This is a genomic window from Rhodococcus sp. IEGM 1351, from assembly GCF_030056875.1.
GTDB lineage: Bacteria > Actinomycetota > Actinomycetes > Mycobacteriales > Mycobacteriaceae > Rhodococcus_F > Rhodococcus_F opacus.
Window position 1 is genome coordinate 1 of the sequence record NZ_JASHKU010000040.1, and the last position, 21,259, is coordinate 21,259.

The 21,259-nt window shown below is 65.6% G+C and carries 20 protein-coding genes; 12 read left to right on the forward strand and 8 right to left on the reverse strand.

The window, feature by feature from the left end; all coding sequences use genetic code 11:
- Nucleotides 1-161 precede the first annotated feature (161 nt).
- Nucleotides 162-1,769 carry an SLC13 family permease gene (locus QM806_RS37780; RefSeq protein ID WP_065492411.1) on the forward strand — a complete coding sequence of 536 codons (1,608 nt, stop codon included), beginning with the start codon at nucleotides 162-164 and terminating at the stop codon, nucleotides 1,767-1,769.
- Here the strand turns inward: QM806_RS37780 and QM806_RS37785 are convergent, their stop codons facing one another.
- From QM806_RS37785 to QM806_RS37810, 6 genes are read right to left on the reverse strand one after another with little or no spacing between them, the layout of a single operon-like run.
- Nucleotides 1,770-2,966 carry a TetR/AcrR family transcriptional regulator gene (locus QM806_RS37785; RefSeq protein WP_005568453.1) on the reverse strand — a complete coding sequence of 399 codons (1,197 nt, stop codon included), beginning with the start codon at nucleotides 2,964-2,966 and terminating at the stop codon, nucleotides 1,770-1,772.
- Between the two features lie 15 nt (nucleotides 2,967-2,981).
- Nucleotides 2,982-4,529, reverse strand: a complete 1,548-nt coding sequence (locus tag QM806_RS37790; protein WP_182624316.1) for an acyl-CoA synthetase — start codon at nucleotides 4,527-4,529, stop codon at nucleotides 2,982-2,984.
- A gap of 24 nt (nucleotides 4,530-4,553) precedes the next feature.
- Nucleotides 4,554-5,357 (reverse strand): SDR family NAD(P)-dependent oxidoreductase, encoded by an 804-nt coding sequence (locus tag QM806_RS37795; protein ID WP_005568451.1) that lies wholly within the window; start codon nucleotides 5,355-5,357, stop codon nucleotides 4,554-4,556.
- 33 nt (nucleotides 5,358-5,390) lie between these two features.
- Complete coding sequence (locus QM806_RS37800; protein WP_005254397.1) at nucleotides 5,391-5,771, reverse strand: MaoC/PaaZ C-terminal domain-containing protein; 381 nt, start codon at nucleotides 5,769-5,771, stop codon at nucleotides 5,391-5,393.
- Nucleotides 5,768-6,223, reverse strand: a complete 456-nt coding sequence (locus QM806_RS37805; RefSeq protein ID WP_005568450.1) for a MaoC family dehydratase N-terminal domain-containing protein — start codon at nucleotides 6,221-6,223, stop codon at nucleotides 5,768-5,770. The genes QM806_RS37800 and QM806_RS37805 overlap by 4 nt, the downstream gene beginning before the upstream one ends.
- Before the next feature lies 1 nt (nucleotide 6,224).
- Nucleotides 6,225-7,412, reverse strand: coding sequence for a lipid-transfer protein (locus QM806_RS37810; protein WP_283294817.1), 1,188 nt, complete (start codon nucleotides 7,410-7,412; stop codon nucleotides 6,225-6,227).
- 269 nt (nucleotides 7,413-7,681) lie between these two features.
- Between QM806_RS37810 and QM806_RS37815 the strand changes: the two genes are divergently transcribed.
- From QM806_RS37815 to QM806_RS37865, 11 genes are all read left to right on the forward strand, one after another.
- Nucleotides 7,682-9,001, forward strand: a complete 1,320-nt coding sequence (locus tag QM806_RS37815) for an MFS transporter (RefSeq protein ID WP_206032565.1) — start codon at nucleotides 7,682-7,684, stop codon at nucleotides 8,999-9,001.
- A 57-nt stretch (nucleotides 9,002-9,058) separates the two neighbouring features.
- Complete coding sequence (locus QM806_RS37820) at nucleotides 9,059-10,216, forward strand: acyl-CoA dehydrogenase family protein (RefSeq protein WP_167117170.1); 1,158 nt, start codon at nucleotides 9,059-9,061, stop codon at nucleotides 10,214-10,216.
- A gap of 45 nt (nucleotides 10,217-10,261) precedes the next feature.
- Nucleotides 10,262-11,431, forward strand: a complete 1,170-nt coding sequence (locus tag QM806_RS37825) for an acyl-CoA dehydrogenase family protein (protein WP_005568442.1) — start codon at nucleotides 10,262-10,264, stop codon at nucleotides 11,429-11,431.
- Between the two features lie 50 nt (nucleotides 11,432-11,481).
- A complete protein-coding gene (locus tag QM806_RS37830; protein WP_005568440.1) occupies nucleotides 11,482-12,576 on the forward strand; it encodes a CaiB/BaiF CoA transferase family protein in 1,095 nt (364 codons plus the stop codon).
- A gap of 2 nt (nucleotides 12,577-12,578) precedes the next feature.
- Nucleotides 12,579-13,538 (forward strand): acyl-CoA thioesterase domain-containing protein, encoded by a 960-nt coding sequence (locus QM806_RS37835; RefSeq protein ID WP_282958585.1) that lies wholly within the window; start codon nucleotides 12,579-12,581, stop codon nucleotides 13,536-13,538.
- Between the two features lie 9 nt (nucleotides 13,539-13,547).
- Nucleotides 13,548-14,567 carry a LysR family transcriptional regulator gene (locus tag QM806_RS37840; protein ID WP_240960709.1) on the forward strand — a complete coding sequence of 340 codons (1,020 nt, stop codon included), beginning with the start codon at nucleotides 13,548-13,550 and terminating at the stop codon, nucleotides 14,565-14,567.
- Between the two features lie 109 nt (nucleotides 14,568-14,676).
- Entirely contained in the window at nucleotides 14,677-15,471 is a 795-nt protein-coding gene (locus QM806_RS37845) for an enoyl-CoA hydratase/isomerase family protein (protein ID WP_283294821.1), read from the forward strand.
- A 43-nt stretch (nucleotides 15,472-15,514) separates the two neighbouring features.
- Nucleotides 15,515-16,822, forward strand: coding sequence for an MFS transporter (locus QM806_RS37850; RefSeq protein ID WP_283294823.1), 1,308 nt, complete (start codon nucleotides 15,515-15,517; stop codon nucleotides 16,820-16,822).
- Complete coding sequence (locus tag QM806_RS37855; RefSeq protein ID WP_054245929.1) at nucleotides 16,819-18,009, forward strand: CaiB/BaiF CoA transferase family protein; 1,191 nt, start codon at nucleotides 16,819-16,821, stop codon at nucleotides 18,007-18,009. The genes QM806_RS37850 and QM806_RS37855 overlap by 4 nt, the downstream gene beginning before the upstream one ends.
- Entirely contained in the window at nucleotides 18,006-18,425 is a 420-nt protein-coding gene (locus QM806_RS37860; protein WP_005254409.1) for a YidH family protein, read from the forward strand. Before QM806_RS37855 ends, QM806_RS37860 begins: the two co-directional genes overlap by 4 nt.
- Nucleotides 18,422-18,748 carry a DUF202 domain-containing protein gene (locus QM806_RS37865; protein ID WP_100229379.1) on the forward strand — a complete coding sequence of 109 codons (327 nt, stop codon included), beginning with the start codon at nucleotides 18,422-18,424 and terminating at the stop codon, nucleotides 18,746-18,748. Before QM806_RS37860 ends, QM806_RS37865 begins: the two co-directional genes overlap by 4 nt.
- 127 nt (nucleotides 18,749-18,875) lie before the next feature.
- Here QM806_RS37865 and QM806_RS37870 read toward each other — a convergent pair whose 3' ends face one another.
- Together QM806_RS37870 and QM806_RS37875 are read right to left on the reverse strand one after the other, a co-directional pair.
- A complete protein-coding gene (locus tag QM806_RS37870; RefSeq protein ID WP_283294826.1) occupies nucleotides 18,876-20,006 on the reverse strand; it encodes an acyl-CoA dehydrogenase family protein in 1,131 nt (376 codons plus the stop codon).
- Nucleotides 20,003-21,259: an acyl-CoA dehydrogenase family protein gene (locus tag QM806_RS37875; protein WP_248949570.1), complete on the reverse strand. Its 1,257-nt coding sequence runs from the start codon at nucleotides 21,257-21,259 to the stop codon at nucleotides 20,003-20,005. The genes QM806_RS37870 and QM806_RS37875 overlap by 4 nt, the downstream gene beginning before the upstream one ends.

Here is a 21,259-nt window from a genome sequence, read left to right on the forward strand (position 1 = left end):
CGGTACCTGCCCACTGTGCCACCACACCTTCCCTACCTAACAAAGTACTACTAGGCGTCGGTCGTGCTGCCCCGTCCGGGAGAAAACATGCTGCTTCAACGACTAGGACGTTCGTTGTTGGGTACTACTTCCGTACCAATCCGTGTCGCAGGGGAGGGACCATGACAGCCGAGAACCAGGGCGACCGCACCGACGTCGACAAGGCGTTGCTCGGGCACACCACCTATCGCAGCCTCGGCGAACAGCAGCTGTCACCCGCCGAGGAGCGATTCGAGAAGGGCCGCCGCACGATCGGGCTCTTTCTGGCGCCGCTGATCACGATCGCGTTCCTCGCCCTGCCGATCGACATACCGCCCAACCAGCAGACGTTGGCCGGCGTGCTGCTCGGCGTCATCGTGCTGTGGGTGACCGAGGCGGTGCCGATCCCGATCGGCGGGCTGCTCGGGGTGGCGATCGTGGTGTTTCTGGGCGTGGCGCCGGCCGACGAAGTTCTCGCCGCGTTCGGATCGTCGACGATCTTCACGTTCATCGGAGCGTTCATCCTCGCTCAGGCGATGCTCAAGCATGGCGTCGCACGGCGCTTCGCGTTTCGGATACTGACCCTGCCGCGTGTCGGCCAGTCCACCACCGGTGTGATCGTCGCGTTCGGCGCGATCACGTGCGGACTCTCGGCGTTCGTATCCAACACCGCGACCGTGGCCATGCTGCTGCCCACCGCCCTGGGCATCCTCGGCGTCATCGCGAAGCTCATGCAGCGCCGCGGCGTCGTCGCCGAGGACTTCGACCCGTTGCGCGTCAGGGTGGGCGCCGCGATCATGCTGATGCTCGCATACAGCGCAAGCGTGGGCGGCCTGCTGACGCCGGTCGGGAGCCCACCCAATCTCATCGGACGCGGGCTCATCGAGGAGGCCACGGGGGAGCGGATCAGCTTCGGGCAATGGATGGTGATGGCCATCCCGATCTGCCTGCTGATGTTCATCGCGCTCGCCATCATCCTGCTGCGCATCAACAAACCGGAGATCCGTCGCATCGAAGGCGTCGCCGACTACCTGGCGGAGCAGCGCGCGGAAATGGGTCCGCTGTCGCGTGCGGAGAAGAACACGCTCATCGCGTTCGGAGTCACGGTGACGCTGTGGATCCTGCCCGGTGTCGTCGCGGTGATCGCCGGCAACGACTCGGATCTCTACAGCACGATCAGTGACCGACTCGACGAGGGCATGGTCGCAGTCTTCGGGGCGGCGTTGCTCTACCTTCTGCCGACCGATTGGGAGAATCGCGAGTTCACGCTGACCTGGCGGGACGCCGCAGAGATCGACTGGGGCACGATCGTGCTGTTCGGCAGCGGCATCATCTTCGGCGCACTGCTCGCCGACACCGGACTCGCCGAGACGATCGGCACCTCCGTCGCCGACTCGCTGGGCCTGACGAGCGTCGTCGCCATCACCGTGTTCGCCGTGCTGCTGGCCATCGCCGTATCGGAGACGACGAGCAACACGGCGTCGGCGGCGGTCGTGGTGCCGATCGTGATCCCGGTGGCGTTGGCGGCCGGGGTCAACCCCTTCGTGCCTGCGCTCGCGGCCACGTTCGCCGCGTCGTTCGGCTTCATGCTGCCGGTCTCGACGCCGCAGAACGCCGTGGTCTACGGCTCCGGAGCCGTCCGGATCACCACGATGATCCGAAGCGGAATATCCTTCGACATCGTCGGCGCGATCCTGATCATCGTCTTCCTGCCCTTGATGATCGCCGTGGTCGGCCTCGGCGGTGGGTGATCAGGCGGTACGGACTCCCAGTACCCGAAGGGCCAGTTCCTCGATTTCGTCTCGGTAGCGCGGTCGGGTGTGCAGGTGCCGCAACCGGGAAAGGTCGTTGACCAACCCGATTGCGGCGAGCACGGTAGTCCGGGTCTCGTGGGTGTCGGTGCCGAGGAGATGTACCCACTCGTCGATGTACTCGCGTTGAGCCGTGCGGGACTGCGACTGTGCCTCTTCGGGTAAATTCGTCGACTCCTCGATGAGGATGCCGATGGCACTGTCGGGTGCCGACACGGCCGAGGCGTACGAGTGCACCACCAGAGCGAGCGCGTCCTCGCGGGAGCGCGCACCGGCAAGCGCCTGGACCAACCCCATCCGCAGGGACTCGGTGCCTCGGACGAGGATCGCCTGGAGCACCTCGGCCTTGCCGGCGAAGTAGGTGTAGATGCTCGAACTCGCCATCCCCGCGGCGGCGCCGATGTCGTCCATCGTCACCGACTGGTAGCCGCGCCGCCGGAACAGGGAGATGGCGGCGGTCAACAGGGTTTCACGACGGGAAGCGTGAGCGAAGCCGGAGACGTATGCCTCCTCGGCAGGTATCTCCTCGTCGTGCCGGATCGGAGCGCTCCGCAGCCGTTCGCACAGCTCCAGCAGCAGGCTCTCCAAGCGTTTGCGCGGCAAGGTCGTTCGGTGCCGGGCTGGACTGAGGGCGACGCTCGACATGGCCCAGGCCAGCAAGTCGGCGTCCGCAGTGGTGAGGTCGGGGCGTTCGGAGCGGAGGGCGTCGGCGATGCGTGCCGGGACCGACTGAACGGCCGTCCGCACCTCGGCCCGGCGTTCGGGAGCGAGGTGGCGGGCTTCCTGGTCGAACAGGACCGCGCGGAAATCGTTGTCGAGGCAGTAGCGGAACAGGGCCAGACAGTTCGAGGCCGAGTCCTCGGGGTCGACGTCGTCGAGGGTGGCCGTGATCGACGAGGCGGCATTGAGTATCGCCTGTGCCAGAAGGTCCTGCTTGTTCGGGAAATGGCGGTACAGCGCCCCCGCGGTGATTCCCACCGCGGAGGCGATGTCCTCCATGTTCACCCCGTGGTAGCCGCGTCTCCCGAATTGCTCTCGGGCCACCGTGATGATCTGCGCTTTACGGTTGCGCGGCCGCGGCGTCTTCTTGGCGGACGGCTCGACAGCAGGTGTGTCGTCCGATGTGTCGATCGTCATTGCAGCCTCGGGGTGTCAGTGCGCGGTGCGGTCGGCCAGGTCGGAGAACTGCCGGCGGAGTTCTCTCTTGAGTATCTTGCCAGCCGGCGAGACCGGCATCTGCTCCACGATCGTGATGCTCCGTGGCGACTTGTACCCGGCGATCAGTTTCTTGGCGTGGGCTCGCACGTCGTGGCAGGTCAGTGACGTGCCCGGTTTCATCACCAGAAACGCGTGCACCCGCTCGCCGAACCGATCGTCGGGAACACCGATCACCGCACACTGCACCACATCGGGATGAGAGGCGAGAGCATTCTCGACTTCGGTCGAGTACACGTTCTCTCCCCCGGAAATGATCATGTCCTTCAGTCGGTCCACCACGAACAGGTAGCCGTCCTCGTCCATGTAGCCGCCGTCGCCGGTGTACAGCCAGCCGTCGCGCAGCGCCGCCGCGGTCTCTTCCGGTCGATTCCAGTAACCGGTCATGATGTTGCCGCCACGGGCAATGATCTCGCCGACCTCGCCGCGGGGGAGTTCGTTGCCTCGGTCGTCGACAACCCGCACCTCGACGTGACCCATCGGCCGACCGGCCGAATTGAGCCGGGTGGCCGCGTGGTGGTCGTCGGCGCTGAGCGAGGTGAGTCCGGGGCCGGCCTCGGTCATCCCGTAACCCTGCACGAAATCAGCTTTCGGGAAGGCGCGCTGGGCCTGGCGTAGCAGGGTCTCGGAGATCGGGGACGCGCCGTACTGAATTGCGGTGATGCTGGACAGGTCGCGGATCTCGCGCTCCGGGTGGCGCAGCAGCATCTGGATCATGGTCGGTACCAACAGCATCGAGTTGATCCGCCGCTCTTCGATCAGTCGCAGCGCCGCGGCCGGTTCGAACGACGGCAACATCACCAGGATGCCACCGGCAATGTTCTGGCCGTTCCAGCTGGCCAGTGCAGCGAGGTGGAACATGGGTGCGGACAGCAGGGCGCGGCCGCCTGCGACGGCGGTGTGATTGGCGGCCAGCGACCCGAGGCTCGCGGTCATCAGGTTGAGGTGGGTGAGCATGACGCCCTTGGGGCGGCCGCTGGTACCACCGGTATAGAAGATCCCTGCCAGGGTGTCTCCGCCCACGCGCAGGTCTTCGACGGGTTCCGCGGTGGCGACCAGGTCTTCGTAACGGAGAAGCCCGTCCGGTGTCGGTTGGTCGCCGCAGTGCACCACTGCTCGCAGCGACGGGAAGAGTGTGCGCATCTCGTCCAGCAGCGGTACGAAGGTGTCGTCGACCAGCAGTACCGTCGTCTGCGAGTCTTCGAGGGCGAACGCGATCTCGGCGGCGCTCCAGCGGGTGTTGAGCGGGTTGACCACGCCGCCTATCCACCAGGTAGCGAAGAAGTACTCGTGGTACCGGTCGGAATTGAGCGACAGCATGCCGACGCGGTCGCCGACCCCCAGACCGAGACCGAGCAGAGCGCCCGCGAGGCGGGCGACCCTGTCTCCGGTCTCGCTGCTGGTGTGGATGCGGTCCCCGCACACGGTCATGGGCTGGTTCGGGCGTTGCTGCACCGCGCGATGCAGTGACTGAGTCAAGTACATGGGGACCCCTCCTGTCGGGGATAGTTAGCGGCTGCCGCCGTCGCAAACCAGGCACTGGCCGCTGACGTAGTCGGTCTCGGGCAGGCACAGGGCGAACACTGCGCCCGCTGCCTCGTCGGGACGGCCGGCCCGGCCCAGCGGGATGGACCGCTCAGCTGCGGCGAGCAGCTGGGGGTTGACGCCGACCTTGATCTCCCGGCCTTCGACGTCGATGGTGGCGTTGCCGTCCGCCGACGCCTCCGTCAGGCGGGTGTTGATCAGGCCGTAGGCGACCGCGTTGACATTCACCCGGTAGCGGCCCCACTCGCGGGCGAGGGTCTTGGTCAGTCCGATGATGCCGGCCTTGGCGGCGGCGTAGTTGGACTGGCCGGCGTTGCCGACGACACCGGCGTTGGAGGAGATGTTGACGACCTTGCGGTGGTAGTCGGTCGGGTTCGCCTTGATGTACGGCTGCGCGGCACGCAGGATCTGGAACGGTGCCTTCAGGTGCAGATCCAGGATGGTGTCCCACTGCTCGTCGGTCATCTTCTGGATGACGTTGTCCCAGGTGAAGCCGGCATTGTTGACGATGATGTCGAGGCCGCCGAAGGTGTCGACGGCGGTGGCGACGAAGCGGTCCGCGAAGCCTTCCTCGGTGACCGAACCGATACTGGCGACGGCCTTACCGCCGGCTGCGACGATCTCCTCGACCGTCTCCTTGGCCGGGCCCGGGTCGAGGTCGTTGACGACGACGCTGGCGCCCTCGGCCGCGAACTTCATGGCGATGGCACGGCCGATGCCGCGGCCGGATCCGGTGACGATGGCTGTCCTGGTGTCGAGCTTGCCCATGAGCGGGACTTCCTTTCGGTGGTGTGGCGAAGGTCAGGCGGCGACGACGGCGTCGCCGCGGAGGGTGACCGTTCCGTCGGCGAGGGTGACGGTGAGGTCCAGATGGGCCAGGCCGTCCTCGACCTTGGTCACGGTTCCGGTGCACGTCGGCTTCGCGTGCAGCGGGGTGATGGCGGCGAATCGTACGCCGTAGGAGCAGAGTCGTTCCTGAGGAACGTAATTGGTCAGCAGTCGGCCGAGGTAGGCCATCGACAGCATGCCGTGGGCGAACACGTCGTCCATGCCACCGGAGCGCGCGACGTCGAGATCGATGTGCATCGGATTGTGGTCACCGGACGCGCCGGCGTAGAGCGCGAGCGTGGTGCGGCTGATGCCGGCGAGCTGCAATTCCGGGAGGGAGTCGCCTGTTTTCATTTTTCCGCCTTCGGGTTTCGGACGACGAGGGTGTTGGTGAGGCGGGCGATCGGCTCACCGTCGCGGGTGACGTCGACCGTTCGGACGAGGAAGTCCAACGCTCCGTTCTTCTTCGAGTACACGTCGGTGACTGTGCCGTTGTAGGCCAGCGTGTCGCCGGCATAGGCCGGCGAGTGGTACTTGAACGCCTGCTCGCCGTGCAGCACGTACCGCATGTCGATCCCGAGTTCGCGGATGAGGGCGAACGGGTCCGGCTTCTCCATGTCCAGGCAGAACAGGAAGGTCGGCGGCACGAGTACATCGCGGTGCCCGGCCGCCTTGGCGGCCTCGGTGTCGAAGTAGATCGGGTTGGTCTCGCCGATGGCCTGCGCGAAGAAGCGCAGACGTCCGCGCTCGACGACCACTTCGTGACCGGGGATCACCTTGCCGACGACGGCGGAGTCGAGAGCCATGTCAATCCACCTTCTTGAAGACGCTCACGACGCACGCGCCGCCGAGACCGAGGTTGTGCTGCAGGCCGATCCGCGCACCCTCCACCTGACGCGCCCCCGCCTGACCGCGGAGTTGCCACACGAGTTCGGCGCACTGGGCCAGTCCGGTGGCGCCGAGCGGGTGGCCCTTGGAGAGCAGACCACCCGAGGGGTTGGTGACCACGCGGCCGCCGTAGGTGTTGTCGCCGTCGAGGATGAACTTCTCGGCGGTGCCCTCGGGGGTCAGACCCAGTCCCTCGTAGGTGATGAGCTCGTTGGCGGAGAAGCAGTCGTGCAGTTCGACGACCTGTACGTCCTCGGGGCCGATGCCCGCGGCCTCGTACACCTGGGCGGCGGCCGCTGCCGTCATGTCGTAGCCGACCACCTTCATCATGTCCCGGTCCTCGAACGTGCTGGCGGTGTCGGTCGTGAGGGCCTGCGCCTCGATCACCACGTCCGCCGCAAGCCCGTGCTTGCGGGCGAACTCTTCGCTGCACACCACCGCCGCTGCGGCGCCGCAGGTCGGTGGGCAGCACTGGTATCTGGTCAAGGGGCCGAAGATGTGGGGCGACTCGAGCACCTGCTCCTCCGTGAGCAAGTCACGGAAGACGGCATTGGGGTTGTGGGCAGCGTGCTTGCGGGCCTTGACCGAGATCTTCGCGAACGTCTCCGGCTTCGTGCCGTACTTCTGCATGTGGGAAACGCCCGCGCCGCCGAACAGCTGGGCCGCGCGCGGGGACGTCTCGTCGACGCCCTGAATCTCCGTCATCAGGTTGTCGAATCGGAACATCGGCGCCGGGCGGTCGTCCCAGACCCGCTTGAGCGCACCGGGTTTCATCTGTTCGAACCCGACCGCCAGAGCGCACTCGACGGCACCACTGGCGACGGCCTGGCGGGCCAGGTACAGCGCCGACGAACCGGTGGCGCAGTTATTGTTGACATTGAAAACCGGGATTCCGGTCAGGCCGACTCCGTACAGCGCGGCCTGGCCGGCCGTGGAGTCGCCGTACACGTACCCCACGTAGGCCTGCTGAACGAGGGAGTACTCGATGCCGGCATCACGCAATGCTGCGCGGGCAGCGGTCTCACCCATGACGTTGTAGTTCTCGCTCTTGCCGGGCTTGGTGAACGGGATCATCCCGACTCCGGCGACGTGGACCTTGCGAGTCACATCTGACTCCTCTCTGATCGAATCGATATTTACTTAACACGACCCGACAGATTCTGTCCACCACGCTCGGCCTGCCGTCTTGCAGCAGCTTTTCCAATTCACAGGCGTGACCGCCAGAAGTGGTCGACGTCTTTCAGTGAACTATTGCCCTTTGATGCCGGATGATGATTTACTTTTTCGAATCGGGGTGGTTCGCGTCACAGTTCGCTCCGAGCCCCCGAGTCTCCGCGCCGCGCAGCCGTCGCCATTGCCCGAGAGGATCGATGAGAATGACATCGAGCAAGCAGGACGTTTCCCCCGTTGTGTCACCCGAAGTAGGAGGGGAGTCCCGCGTGCGGGCCTGGGGCCTCACCGGAATTCTGGTGCTGTTGGTCGTCGTCAACTGGGCCGACAAGGCCGTCTTCGGGCTGGTTGCCCAGCCGCTGGCCACAGAGTTCGGTCTGACCTCCGCCCAGATCGGGCTCGTAGGCAGTGCATTTTTCCTGGCATTCACCGTTGGCGGCTTCTTTGCCGGGGTGTTGCACAAGTGGATGTCGTTGCGCTGGCTGCTACTGCTGTTGTGCCTGGCCTGGGCAGCGTCGATGGTGCCGCTGGTGGTCGTTGCTGGCTTCACGATGCTGTTGATCAGCCGGATGGCGCTGGGATTCTTCGAGGGGCCGTCGGGGGCGCTGATCCATACCGGCGCCTACTCCTGGCATCCCGTAGAGAAGCGTGGGCTGCCCGGCGCTTTCCTGGCTTCCGGTGCGTCGATCGCCAAAATTCTGATCGCCCCTCTGATGGCCCTGGCCGTCGCGAACTGGGGGTGGCGATCCACGTTCCTCATCCTCGCCATGGTCAGCGTGGTCTGGTCCGTCGTGTGGCTCGTGACCTGGCAAGGAGGGCCCTACGGCAAGCGCCCCGTCAAGAAGGCCGCCGCGAACGTCGACACCGCTGCGCCGACCGCCGACCCCAAGGTGCCATGGTCCCGGATCCTCCGGACACCGACATTTCTCGGCGCGCTCGCCGCAGTCTTCACCATGTACGCTCTCGTCACCGTCGTGCTGACGTGGTTGCCGTCCTACTTCGAGGTCGGCCTGGGCTATTCGCGGGTGCAGGCCGGCACCATGTTCGGGATCCCCAGCATCGCTGGACTGTTCTTCATGTTCCTGTGCACCTCGGTCAGCGACCGGCTGTTGGTGCGCGGCGCCAGTTCCCGGGTGCTGCGCGGCATCGTGCCGGGAATCGCACTGCTGCTGTGCGGCGTCGCACTGATCACCATGCCGTACATCCAGACGCCCATCGTCGCGGTGATGGTCGTCTCGATCGGCTACGGTGTCGGCACCGTCATCATCCCGCTGTTCAATGCCGCGATCTCGGAGATCTGCCCACCGCAGCAGATGGCAGGCGTGCTGGGCGTGTTCATGGCGATGATGGCCACCGGCGGCCTGATCGCCCCGTACCTCACCGGCGTCATCGTCGACAATGCAGCCACCCCCGCCGGCGGCTACGCCTCGGCCTTCCAGATTTTCGGCATCGCCGCCGTCATCGGCGCGGTGATCGCCCTCCTCACCGTCAACTCCGACCGTGACCGCGCCCGAATCCTCGGCTGACGCGGCCGCATTCCCCAACACCCGTCCACGTTAGTCCGCACAAAAGAAGGAAAAGACATGCAGCGCATCGTGTTCAACCAGGAACATGAAGACTTCCGCAAAGTCATCCGTGACTTCATCGAGTCGCAGGTCACGCCGAACTTCGCCGACTGGGAGCGCGAGGGCATGGTGCCGCGCGACTTCTACCGTCAGCTCGGCAAGCTGGGCGTGCTCGGGATGACCGTACCCGAGTCCTACGGTGGAGCCGGCGAGACCAGCTTCAAGTACCAGGCTGTGCTCTCCGAGGAGACCGCCCGCGCCGCAGTCAGTTTCGGTGCATTCGGCGTGCACACCGGCCTGGTGCTGCCGTACCTGCTCACCTACGGCACCGAGGAACAGAAGCAGCGCTGGCTGCCCGGGTTCGTCAGCGGGGACATGATGACCGCCATCGCGATGACCGAGCCGGGCACCGGCTCGGACCTCGCCGGCATCAAGACCACCGCCCGGCTGTCGGAGGACGGCACCCACTACATCCTCAACGGCGCCAAGACCTTCATCACCGGAGGCGTTCAAGCCGACCGCGTCCTCGTCGTCTGCCGCACCTCCCCGGCCACCGAGGAGAACCGCCGCGCCGGCCTCAGCATCCTCGCCGTGGACACCACGAGCGAGGGCTACGAGGTGGGTCGCAAGCTCGAGAAGATCGGTATGCGCACCTCCGACACCGCCGAGCTTTCCTTCACTGACGTGCGGGTTCCTGTCGAGGATCTGCTCGGCGAAGAGGGCGCGGCGTTCGGCTATCTGGCCAACAACCTTCCGCAGGAGCGCCTGATGATCGCGGTCACCACGACCGCCGCCGCCACCGGTGCCATCACGTTCGCCTCCGACTACGTGCGTGACCGCAAGGTGTTCGGCAAGCCCGTCGCCGACTTCCAGAACACCAAATTCGTCATCGCCGAATGCATCGCCAAGGTGGAGGCAGCGCAGGCCATGGTGGACCGGGCCATCGAGCTGCACGAGACCGGCGACCTGAGCGTCGCCGATGCCGCCAAGGCGAAGCTGTTCTGCACCGAGAACGCCGGCGAGATCATCGACAAGTGCCTGCAGCTGCACGGCGGATACGGCTACATGCTCGAATACCCCATCGCCCGGCTGTACGCGGACACCCGCGTCTCGCGGATCTACGGCGGCACCAGCGAGGTCATGAAGACGATCATCGCCAAGTCGGCCGGTTTCTGATCCAGTCCCGCAGGAGCTTTCGCCCTCACGAACAGGAGCATTCACGTGATCGATCCCCGGGTCCGCACCCTCGACTTCGAGACGTACCGGCAGGTGATTCGCGACTTCACCGACGACGAACTGATCCCGCGGGAGAATGAGATGGTCGCCGCCGGTGCGGTGCCCCCGGACCTCGTCCGACGGATGAGCGAGCTCGGTCTGTTCGGCATCACCCTGCCCACCAGCGTCGGCGGCCTGGGGTGGACGGTCGAGCAGCAGGTGCTCCTGACGTTCGAGTTCACCCGGTCGTCGGCTGTGTACCGGTCGCGGTTCTCGACGAGCATCGGTCTGGCCTCACAGATCCTGCTCGAATACGGCACCGCCGTGCAGCGCGAGAGGTACCTCCCCGCGATGGCGGCCGGGGAGTGCGTGATGGCCTTCGCGCTCACCGAGGAGAACGCAGGGAGCGACGCGTCCGCGGTACGGACCACCGCGACCCGGACGCGTGGCGGCTACGTCATCGACGGGGAGAAGCGCTACATCACCAACGGCGGGTGGGCGGACGTGCTGGTGGTGTTCGCCCGCACCGAGGACGGCGGTGTCTCGTCGTTCCTGGTGGATCGGGACACTCCCGGCGTGCAGACCCGGTTGCCCGAGTTGATGAACGGTCACGCCGAGGGGCCCGTCGCCGAGGTCAGTCTGCGTGGGGTGCGAGTAGACGCAGACCGGCTGATCGGAGGGGCGGAAGGCCTGGGAATGACGCACGCCATGCGCGGGATCAACCAGGCCCGCACCCACGTCGCGGCCACCGCCGTCGGTCAGGCCACGCGCTTGCTCACCGAGGCCGCGCGGCACGCCGGTGAGCGGGAGCAATTCGGGCAACCCCTGGCCGAGTTCGGGGCCGTCCAGGCCATGCTCGGTCGCAGCTACGCAGAGCTCGAGGCGGGACGGTCGATGATCCTGGATTGCGCCCGCGAATTCGACGCCGGCACCCCGCCGCGGCATCGCATTTCGGCGGCGAAGCTCTATTGCACCGAGATGGCATCCGTCGTGGCCGACCGGGCGGTCCAGGTGCTCGGCGGAGCCGGCATCGTGGGCGAACACTCGGTGCCGCGCATGTGGCGTGACGTGCGGGCGCTGCGCATCTACGAAGGTGCCTCGCAGATCCACGAGCGCAACCTCGCTCGGGCACTGCCCACCCTGCTGTCCACCACGCAAACCGCTCGAGTCGGCTGAACATTCAGCGTCACAGCACGTTCCATCGCCCAGAGGTAGAGGGAGAATTCATGGCGACCACCACCGGCACCGGGCCACTTACCGGTGTCCGCATAGTCGAACTCGCCGGCATCGGTCCCGGCCCGCACGCTGCGACGTTGCTCGCCGACCTCGGCGCCGACGTGGTCCGCGTACAGCGCGCCGGCCTGCTGCCGACAGCCGGGCAGCCCCGCGACCAGACCCACCGCGGCCGCCGCGTCGTGGAAGCGAACCTCAAAGACCCCGCCGACATCGAACTCGTCCTCGGCCTCATCGAACGGGCAGACGTGCTCATCGAAGGCTTCCGCCCCGGCGTCACCGAGCGCCTGGGGCTGGGCCCGGACGTCGCACTGGCGCACAACCCGCGCCTGATCTACGGCCGGATGACCGGCTGGGGGCAGGAAGGTCCACTCGCCCAGACGGCCGGCCACGACATCAACTACATCTCGCTGACCGGTGTCCTGCACGCGATCGGCAGGAAGGGCGAGCGCCCGGTGCCGCCGCTGAACATGGTCGGCGACTTCGGCGGCGGCTCGATGTTCCTCGTGTTCGGCATCCTCGCCGCGCTGATCGAGCGTCACACGTCGGGCAAGGGACAGGTCGTCGACGCGGCCATGGTGGACGGCACCCTGGCGTTGTCGCACATGATGTGGAGCTTCCGCGGTATCGGCCGGTGGTCGGACGAGCGCGGGGTGAACATGCTCGACACCGGTGCGCCGTACTACAACACCTACGAAACCGCGGACGGCCGATACATGGCCGTCGGTGCGGTCGAACCACAGTTCTACGCACTGCTGGTGGAGGGTCTGGGTCTCGACCCGGCCGATCTGCCGGCCCAGAACGACCGGAGCGGCTGGCCGCAACTGCAGAAACAGTTCGCCGAGGTGTTCCTCACCAAGACCCGCGACGAGTGGGCGGCGATCTTCGACGGCACCGACGCCTGCACCACCCCGGTGCTGACCTTCGCCGAGGCACCCCAGAACCCGCACATCGCCGCCCGCGGATCCCTCGTCGAACTGGACCGCGTCACCCAGCACCGGCCCGCGCCGCGATTCTCCCGCAGCGAACCCGGGCTACCCGGCCCCCCGGCCACCGAAGCGGTCGACGCCGCCACGCTGTGGAACTGAAAGTGACAGCCGACGCGCAGCTCGACGCGGAACAGGCGACCAGATCGGCACACACCGCTCAACCGTTCTTCGCTCGTGCAGGTTCGGGGTACGAGCCGAGGGCGGCCGCCATCAGCGGGTGGTCGGCGGACATGGTGTCCGGTCCGGCGGTGCTGGGTTTGCTTGCCCACGCCATCGAGGGTGAGTACAAGCAGGATGAATTCTTCGCCACCCGAGTGACCGCGGATCTCTTTCGTCCGGTGAGGATGGGCCGGATCGATGTTCGCTCACGGATCATCCGGTGGGGAAACCGAATTCGACTTGTCGAAGCCGAATTGATTCAGTCGGATGAAGCCGTGGCCAGGGCCACGGTTGCTTTCTACCGAAAATCGAGGAACGCAGCAGGAGCGCATTGGGTCGACTCCCGCGTCCCTGAGCCTCCCTCGCCGACCGAGCATCTCGGCGAGCGGTTGATCGGCACCAGTGGGGAGAATGCCGACTGGGGGCCGTTGCCGCACGGAGGACCGGCGTGGCGAACCTCTGATCGGAAACGGATCTGGACGACAGGGTGGTCGGCGATCGCAGGAGAAGCGACCACCCCCCTCGTGCGTGCGGCAATGATCGCCGACTTGACCAATTTGGTAACCAACATGGGCACCGAGGGCATCGGATACATCAACGGTGACGTCACGCTGGCGCTGACCAGACTGCCGGAGGGGATCGAACTCGGACTGGAAGCCGACAGCCACCGCGCGTGCGACGGAGTCGCGGTGGGCTCGGCAACCATGTTCGACCGCGACGGCCCTCTGGGGATCTGCACCGTTTCCGCCATCGAGAACGACCGCAGAACGCTACAGCGACCCGAAGAGGGTCGTGCGCTCGCCGGCGAGTCCCGAGTACAGGACATATCTCGGCTCATGACCGACCCGGAGTCCCTCCACGACCCCGCTACACCATGGCGCATTCGGCGCCCTGCCCGCTAGCTTTGCTGCATGGATCTGCGTCAAATGGAGTACTTCCTTGCGGTGGTCGATCACGGAGGGGTCAACCGTGCCGCAGTCGCGCTGCGAGTGGCCCAGCCGTCGCTCTCCCAGGCCGTCCGCAAGCTCGAGAAGGACCTGGGATCCGAGCTGTTTCACCGAGTGGGCAGAGGTCTTGTCCTCGCGCCGGCCGGCGAGGCCCTGATCGGCCCGGCTCGCATGATCCTGCGCGAGGCGGAAGCAGCGGAGAATGCAGTGCGGAGCGTCGGGCAGGGGCGCAGCGGGCGGATCGATATCGCGGCACTGTCGGATATCTCCACGGACCCACTATCGGTGTGGGCGGCGGGGTTCCGCGCCAAATTTCCCGAAGTGCGTTTTCGGATCGAGGAGCGTGACGAAGCGGCGGATCTGGTGCAGCTCGTACGATCCGGTGCCTGCGAGGTCGGCTTCTCGGCCATGCCGATTGCGGGGGAGGAACTAGTGAGCGAGGAACTGGTCGATCAGAAGTTCGTCCTCGTCTGTCCACCTGGCACCGAGTCGTTCTGGCCCGATCCCACCCCAGTCGAAAGTCTGTCCGGGGTCCCTTTCGTGATGGGCGAACACGGCACGGCAACAAGAGAGTACATCGAGAACTCGTTGCGGGAGCATGGTGTCGAACCGCGGATCGTTGTGGAGGTACCACAGCGCGGCGCGGTACTGCCGATGGTGCTCTCCGGAGCAGGCGCGGCAATCATTCCGCTCCGGATTGCGCTCGACGCCCGTCATCGCGGCGGTGTGGTGCGCGAGCTGTCCCCGGGGCTTTCACGACGAGTCGGAATGATGTATCGCAGGGGTCGAATGACGGTGGCAACCTCCGACTTCCTGGATTACTCGAAGCGCTCGATGCGGGCCTGGCTTCGCAGTATCGACCGGCACACGGCCCGGGGACACTCGTGGATCGAGGGGGCCTCGCTGACAGCACTGACGGCAGATCACCGGGTTCGCGAACGCAATTACCGCGACTCGGAGGTACGCCCATCACCGGATCGATAGGAAATTGCAGTTGATTCGGCCTACTTTCGGTCTTTGACGTGGTCGGTCGCTGCCTCTTGAATAAATTTGCGCCAGTTCACAACTGGTGAACGTCAATCGAGGAGGAATCATGAGCGGCCACGTTCACTGCGCGATCGAGGATGCCACAGCAACCGTGGTCCTCGACAACCCCGGGCGACGAAATGCCGTTTCCTTTGTCGTACTCGAAGAGCTTCGCGCCGTGATCACAACGCTCTCGCGCTCACCCGACGTACGAGTGGTGATCCTTTCGGGCCAGGGCTCCGATTTCAGCGTGGGCGCTGATCTTGCCGCTCCTGCCGAATCCAGGACCTTGCGGCGTGACTCGGTCGTGGCGGATACCGCACGTTTGCGCCACGTCAGCACCACTCTGCTCGCTTTCCATCAGATACCGCAGGTCACGATCGCCGCTATCGACGGTGCCTGCGCTGGAGCAGGGCTATCGCTCGCTGCCGCAGCAGATTTTCGGATCGCTTCCGACCGTGCCGTATTCAACACCGCATTCATCAGTGCCGGACTGTCCGGTGACCTCGGCGGCGTCTGGCTGATCAACAAGATGCTGGGCGGCGCGCACGCCCGCGAATTATTTCTCACCCCAGGCAAACTCACCGCCGAGCGCGCCCACCAGCTCGGACTGGTCAACTCGGTAACCTCCGCACAGTCGCTCCACGGCACCGCCCGCGAGCTTGCGCACCGTCTCGCGACCTCCGCCCCCCTCGCCCTCCGTGCGATGAAACGGAACCTGCTCCACTCTTCCACCGCGCCGCTCGGCGACTACTTGCTCGCGGAAGTGGATCGCATGGTGCAGTGCTTCCATTCCGACGATGCTCGCGAAGCGGCCGAGGCTTTCCTGCACAAACGCGAGGCCGCGTTCACAGGCCACTGACGGCTCGTGTCACCCCATCCACTCTGCATGTTCGGAGCCCCTTATGACAGACACTCGAGCACAGCCCAAAGCTGTTGTCGCACCGCCCTCATTGAAGCGTGCATGGCTGATCGCCATGTTGCTGTTCACCTTCCTCCTTCTCAACTTCGCGGACAAGGCTGTACTCGGCTTCGCCGGCGTTCATATCCAACACGATCTGGGAATCACACCGCAGCAGTTCGGCCTGCTGCAGAGTGCCTTCTTCTGGTTGTTCGCCGCCGGAGCGATGGTCTTCGGAGCGCTGTCTTCCCGCATCGGTCTGCGCTGGTTGCTAGCCGTGCTGATGCTCGTCTGGATCGTCACGATGGTGCCCCTGCTCGGCCCGGTGAGCTTCGGTGTGATGCTCGCGTGTCGCATCGTCCTCGGCTTTGCCGAAGGGCCGGCGTACGCGCTGGCCACCCATTCGGTGCACTCGTGGTTTCCGCCGGAGAAACGGGCCCTGCCGGGTGGGGTCGTCACCGCGGGCGCCTCGGTGGGCCCGCTTCTCGCCGCGCCCGTGTTGACCTGGGTCATCGTCACCTGGTCCTGGCATGCGGCCTTCGGTGTGCTCATCGTCCTGGGCGGACTGTGGGCAGTGGTCTGGCTCGTCTTCGGCAAGGATGCGCCCGCGCACACACCGGTGGGAACGGCCCCGGGCGCCGCGGAGTTGGTCGATGCTCCGTACCGGACGTTGCTGACCACCGGAACCGTCGTCGGCATTGCTCTGCTGACGTTCTTCTCGTATTGGTCGACCACCTTGAAGGTGGCCTGGCTGCCGGTCTATCTATCGGATGGGTTGGGCTACGACACGGTCACCGCCGGACGGTTGATCATGCTTCCCTATGCCTTCGCCGCGGTCGGTGCGATCGGTGCCGGCTGGTTGTCGAATTGGTTGACCGCGCGAGGGGTGTCCCGGCGTGTTTCGCGGGGGTATTTGGCGGGCGGACTGATCGTCGCGGCCGGCCTGTCGATGTTCGCATTTACATTGCTGTCGGCTGGTCTGCCGCAGATGGTCTTCATCACCTTGGCGTTCTCGCTCAATACTGCTGCGTATGCCGTCGCCTTCACCGCCATCGCCGATGTTGTGCACCCGCGTAAGCGTGGTCCGGTCCTGGGGTTCCTCGTGGCGTTCTACAGCATGGCCGGCGTACTCGCGCCGCTGGTACTCGGGCATTTCGTCGGCACCGCAGCCGACAAGATCACCGGCTACGGGCACGGTTTCGCGCTCACCGGTGTGCTCATGGCCATCGGCGGCGCCGCAGCCACCTTCCTGGTGCATCCGGAACGTGATGAGGCCAAACTCAATACCCATCTACACGAGAACGTGCAATGAGCACACCATTGGACGGCGTCCGCGTCGTCGACTTCGGACAGTTCATCGCGGCCCCGGCCGCCACCCAGATCCTGGCCGACCTCGGCGCCGACGTGATCAAAGTCGAGCCGATCCACGGGGAATCGTCGCGATCGATCGGCATTTACGGTGACGCGATCCTGCGGAACTACAACCGCAACAAGCGCTGCATCGCCCTGGACCTGAAGGACGTCCGAGGACAGCAGGTCGCCCGGGAACTGATCGCGGGCGCAGACATCGTCGTGCAGAATCTGCGACCCGGGGTGATGGATTCCTTCGGCCTCGGCGCCGAGCAGGTCCGCACCGCGCACCCCGATCTCATTTATGCCACTGTCACCGGATTCGGGCTGCACGGGCCGTCGAAGTACCGCGCCGGCCTGGACATCGCAGCGCAGGCCGAAAGCGGCATCATGTGGGTCACGGGCGAAGCCGACCGAGAACCGCAACGTGTCGGCTTCCCCGTGGTCGACGCGGCTGCCGCGCACGTGTTCGCTCAAGCCATCCTGGGCGCCTACATCCGGCGGCTGCGCACCGGCGACGGCGACACCGTCGAGACCTCGCTGCTCGAGGTGGCGGTGCATCTGCAGGGCCCGAACTGGGGCGAGTATCTCCTGACCGGCAACGAACCCGTGCGCAAGGGAAACGGGCAAGCCACCGTGGCGCCCGCCGCGGACGTGATGCCCACCAGGGACGGCGCCATCGTCGTATCTGCCTACTCGGTGGTGCATTTCGACCGGCTCTGCAACCTGCTCGGCCACCCCGAACTGGCCTCCGACCCGCGATTCGAGACCAACGAGACCCGCGTGCGCAACCGCCCAGCACTACTCGAGGAACTCCGGTCCGAGTTCGCCAAGATGACCAGCGACGAAGCCATGACACTGTTGACACCGAACGGTGTCGTCGCCGGTCGCATCAGTTCCTACCGCGAGGTCCATAAGAACCCGGACGTCGAGGCCGCCGGCATCTTCATCGACGTCACCGACCCCACTGGGGTCGAGCACACCACCCTCGGCTCGCCGTGGCACCTCCACAGCATTCCCCGGTTCTCCACCACCGGCGCCCCGGCGCTGGGACAACACACGGTCGAGTTGCTGACGGAACTCGGCTACACCGCTGCCGCGATCGACGACCTCGCCACTACGGGCGTCGTCTGCAGCCGGAAGGCATGACGGAAGCACCGCAGCACCGCCGAGCTTCGTCGGTGCTGTCGTATTCGGCCCTCCGGCGTCGGACGCCGAGGGCACGGGCTTCTCTGAGCGCCGACCAAGAACCGGACTACCGGTTCACTCTCGCCAACGAACGCACGTTCTTGGCATGGATGAGGACCGCACTGGCGCTCATCGCGGGTGGCGTCGCCGCTCGTGAGTTCATCGACTCCCTCGAACCAGTCGTTCTGCGCGGCCCACTTGCCGTGACTTGTCTTGCTACCGCGGCATTGATCGGAGGCGGTGCATTCCTGCACTGGTTCCGAGTGCAACAGGCCATGCGTCGCGCGCAACCACTGCCGAATTCATGGTTGATGCCAGTTCTCGCCGGCGGTGTCCTCCTCGCTGCGAGCCTTTGCATGTGGGGGATGCTGACGTGACGACGGCGTCGGGACATGACAGGGGACTGCAGGTCGAGCGGACGGTCCTGGCGTGGCGTCGCACCGCCTCGACCGCCGCCGCTGCGACCGGCATTCTTGTTCACCACGCCATCGCCACGCCAGAATTCCAAGGCCGTGACGTCCTGTCTGTCGCCGGATTCGCGTTGTCCACTATCGTTCTCGCTGTGCTGGCTACGCGACGCTGGAGAGAACTCCCCGACCAAGCGCATGCGGCAGCGGGTCGGTACATCGCGATAATCGCGATCACGATAGTCGGGCTCTCGCTGGCCATCGGCGGCGAATCCCTGGTCCGATTCGATTGATGTCCGGGCGACCCCCGTCGGTCGGCGAATCGTAGGTTGTGGGCAGCGCGAGGGACGCGCCGCCACCGCGGATCTCGGCGATGACGGGCGTCGGATCTGGCGGCCGATCCTGGGGACGCCGGGCAGGTCAATTCGGGCGGATGCCGGAAAGAGCTGTCAGTCGCTCGCGATGGCGACTCATCGGGCCGAGGAGGGTTTGGACACTCCGCGCGCGGCGGTAGTAACGATGAGCGGAGTGCTCCCACGTAAAGCTGATTCCGCCGTGAACACGCATGCTCTCCTGCGCGCAGAAATCGAGGGCGTCCACCGCTGCGATCAACGCGTGAGTGGTGTCGAGCGGACTGGGGACGCCGTGTGTCTCGAGCGCCCGGGACGCTTCCCCGACCAGGGCAGCCGCTGTTTCGACTGCGGCCCACATCTCGGCGCACCGGTGCTTGACCGCCTGGAAGGCTCCGATCGGCTGCCCGAACTGACGGCGGCTTTTGGCATACTCGACGGCCGATTCGAGGCAGCGGCGGGCAGCGCCGGTGGACTCCGCTGCGAGGGCCAGAGCGGCGTAGTCCTGCGCGCGTCCCAGAGCCTCCATCCCTCCTTGGGCCTCGCCGAGCAACACGGCCGGCACCACGTCAAAGGTCAGTGACGCCTGACTACGCGAGAGGTCGATGGTGTCCATCGGTGAACGGAGAAGCCCTGGCGCAGTGCCTTCGACGACGAAAATCGCTGTCTGTTCACCGAGACGAGCAAGGACGAGGAGGATGTCGGCGCTGTATCCGTCTATTACGTGTGTTGTGTGCCCCGACAGGGCGAATTGCTTGCTTCCCGCGATCCGCGCGTGGACACCGCGGCTCGACCGATCCGTCGGATTTTCCAACCAGGCGACCGCAGCCGTCGAGGCTCCCGAAGCAAGGTCGGGAAGCAACCTTGTCGCGGTGCCGGCATCTGCGGCAAGGCGTATCAACGGTGTGGCGAGGCCGACCGAACTCAGCAAGGGTGAACCGTAGAGTACGCGACCAGCTTCCTCGAATACCGGAAGCAGGTCGGAGAAGCCGAAGCCCACTCCGCCGACATCCTCGGGAATCGCCATTGCCGGTACGCCGATACTTTCGGCGAGGAGCTGCCAGATGCGGCGATCGAATCCGTCTGCGGAGCCGGTGTCGTCCTCGCTACGCGACGACACATGCTGGTCGAGGAGCCGCCGGATTGCACCTGCGAGTTCGGTACGCTCCGGTGTCTGTTGCATGAACGGGGATGTCGTCACTGCTCTCCTGCCTTTCCTGTTGATTGCGAGGATGATTGATGCCCGACCGCAGTTCGTCGGTCTCGGGGGTCGACCGCCTGCTCGCGAGGAAGCCCGAGAATGCGTTCGGCGACGATGTTCCGTTGTATGTCATCGGTGCCGCCACCGAACGCCATCCCCGGCGAATTGAGGATTTCGTAAGCGGTTCCTGCGTACTCGTCACCGATCCACGCGCCACCACAAGGCAGACCGAATTCGGTGGCCAAGCGCGCGTTCCTGAAGGCGTTGCGAGTTCGATGCATCTTTCCGAGGGATGTTTCCGGACCCAGCGGCAGTCCTGAACGGGCTTGTACTGTTGTTTGACGCGACAGAATGGCGGCTGTGCGTTCCCCCATCCAGGCGTCGAGAAGGGAACTCTGCACGTCGGGCACGGAGATGGTGTCGTGTCTGGTAACCAGGTCGACGAGTGCTCGGACCGAAATCGGGTTGCGAACCCCGACTCCACCGCTTCGCGATATCGCCAGCCGTTCGTGCCCGAGTACAGTGCCGGCCACCTTCCATCCTCCGCCGACGGTGCCGACGAGCCGATCCGCCCGAACGAAGACGTTGTCGAGGAATACCTCGTTGAACTCGCCGTCGCCGGTCATCTGCTTGATGGGTCTGACTGTGACCCCCGGTGCGTTCATATCAATCAGCAACATCGTCAACCCCGAGTGTTTCGGTGCCTCGGGGTCGGTGCGGACCAGCGCAAGACCGAAGTCGGCCAGATGCGCGTATGAGGTCCAGACCTTCTGGCCCTGTACGCGCCACCCGCCGTCGACTTCGGTTGCGCGCGTCATCACCCCGGCTAGATCGGAACCTGCATCAGGTTCGGAGAACAACTGACAGGCGATAGCGTCCGCACTCAGAATGCGAGGGCCGACCTCGGCCACGAGTTCGGCTGCTCCGACATCAATGAGGGCGGGAAGGATGACGTTGACGCCGAGGAACGCAGGTCGGTCCGCAGTCACGGCGAGCGTTGTGGCTTCGTCGGTGACGATGTCCTCGTGGTCAGCGGAAAGGCCTCTTCCCCCGGCAGATTCGGGAATTGAGACACCTGAGAAGCCGGCACGGTGAAGCGCCCCGCGCACTGCCCGCGCGCGATCCACCGGCGCGTCGACGCCGTGAAGGACTGCGGGAACCTCCCTCGCGAAGAACTCGCGGGCCTGCGTGCGGAAATCCTCGAGATCTGGACGTTGAATCATGCTTCTCCCTTCAAAGGTTGGATACGCCAC

What these genes read in the sequence shown, in the direction of transcription:
- QM806_RS37855 (WP_054245929.1), top strand. Translation starts at nt 16,819, where the DNA reads ATGAGCACACCATTGGACGGCGTCCGCGTCGTCGACTTCGGACAGTTC.
- QM806_RS37795 (WP_005568451.1), bottom strand. Translation starts at nt 5,357, where the DNA reads ATGGGCAAGCTCGACACCAGGACAGCCATCGTCACCGGATCCGGCCGC.
- QM806_RS37850 (WP_283294823.1), top strand. Translation starts at nt 15,515, where the DNA reads ATGACAGACACTCGAGCACAGCCCAAAGCTGTTGTCGCACCGCCCTCA.
- QM806_RS37845 (WP_283294821.1), top strand. Translation starts at nt 14,677, where the DNA reads ATGAGCGGCCACGTTCACTGCGCGATCGAGGATGCCACAGCAACCGTG.
- QM806_RS37815 (WP_206032565.1), top strand. Translation starts at nt 7,682, where the DNA reads ATGACATCGAGCAAGCAGGACGTTTCCCCCGTTGTGTCACCCGAAGTA.
- QM806_RS37790 (WP_182624316.1), bottom strand. Translation starts at nt 4,529, where the DNA reads ATGTACTTGACTCAGTCACTGCATCGCGCGGTGCAGCAACGCCCGAAC.
- QM806_RS37800 (WP_005254397.1), bottom strand. Translation starts at nt 5,771, where the DNA reads ATGAAAACAGGCGACTCCCTCCCGGAATTGCAGCTCGCCGGCATCAGC.
- QM806_RS37785 (WP_005568453.1), bottom strand. Translation starts at nt 2,966, where the DNA reads ATGACGATCGACACATCGGACGACACACCTGCTGTCGAGCCGTCCGCC.
- QM806_RS37840 (WP_240960709.1), top strand. Translation starts at nt 13,548, where the DNA reads ATGGATCTGCGTCAAATGGAGTACTTCCTTGCGGTGGTCGATCACGGA.
- QM806_RS37820 (WP_167117170.1), top strand. Translation starts at nt 9,059, where the DNA reads ATGCAGCGCATCGTGTTCAACCAGGAACATGAAGACTTCCGCAAAGTC.
- QM806_RS37805 (WP_005568450.1), bottom strand. Translation starts at nt 6,223, where the DNA reads ATGGCTCTCGACTCCGCCGTCGTCGGCAAGGTGATCCCCGGTCACGAA.
- QM806_RS37830 (WP_005568440.1), top strand. Translation starts at nt 11,482, where the DNA reads ATGGCGACCACCACCGGCACCGGGCCACTTACCGGTGTCCGCATAGTC.
- QM806_RS37780 (WP_065492411.1), top strand. Translation starts at nt 162, where the DNA reads ATGACAGCCGAGAACCAGGGCGACCGCACCGACGTCGACAAGGCGTTG.
- QM806_RS37860 (WP_005254409.1), top strand. Translation starts at nt 18,006, where the DNA reads ATGACGGAAGCACCGCAGCACCGCCGAGCTTCGTCGGTGCTGTCGTAT.